Genomic DNA, 775 nt, shown 5'->3' with positions numbered 1-775 from the left:
CCGAAGCTGCAAGGCCGGCCGAGGAAGGCCCCGCAGGCACCAGGTGCGGACTCGGAACTGGACCGGCTGCGCCGAGAGAACGAGCTCTTGAAGGCGAAGGTTGCCTACCTGGGAAAATTGAGAGCCTTGAGAGAGCAGCAGGAACGGCGGTGAAGGTCCAGGCCGTCATCTCTCTCAAGGCTGAACACCGCCTCGACGTGTTGTTGCATGCCGCCGGGCTGGCCCGGTCGACGTTCTTCTATCACCAGGCCCGACTGCTTGGCCCTGACCCGCGCGCCAGGCTGAAGGCCGCGATCACCGAGGTGTTCACCACCAACCACGCCCGTTACGGGCATCGCCGCGTCCACCGAGTGTTGGTCAAGGCCGGCTGGCAGGTCGCGAAGAAGACCGTGCTGAAGCTGATGCGGCGCCTCGGGCTGATCTGCCAGGTCCGCCGCAAGAGGCGATACATCTCCTATCAAGGCGAAACCGGCCAGGTCGCTGCGAACGTGCTGGACCGCGACTTCATCGCCGACGCACCGAACCAGAAATGGGTCACCGATGTCACCGAGTTCCGCATCGGCAACGACAAGCTCTACCTGTCACCGGTGATGGACCTGTTCGACCGCCAGATCATCGCCTACTCGCTCGGGACATCTCCCAACCTGCAACTCACCAACAACTCGCTGCGGGCAGCGCTGGCCACCCTCGACGACCGCCCGGGCCCGCTGGTCCACTCCGACCAGGGATTCCAATACCAGCACGTCTCCTGGCGGAACCTGCTGGCCGAGGCCGG

General features: G+C 64.8%; 1 protein-coding gene. It reads left to right on the top strand.

Annotated features, from left to right (window positions below; translation table 11 throughout):
• Positions 1 to 149 precede the first annotated feature (149 nt).
• A partial coding sequence (locus tag ACLQ2O_RS41915) for an IS3 family transposase (RefSeq protein WP_425843476.1) occupies positions 150 to 775 on the top strand: 626 nt, incomplete at its 3' end.

Source organism: Kribbella sp. DT2, assembly GCF_049844575.1.
Taxonomy (GTDB): Bacteria; Actinomycetota; Actinomycetes; order Propionibacteriales; family Kribbellaceae; genus Kribbella.
This window is presented reverse-complemented; position numbering and strand designations above follow the sequence as displayed.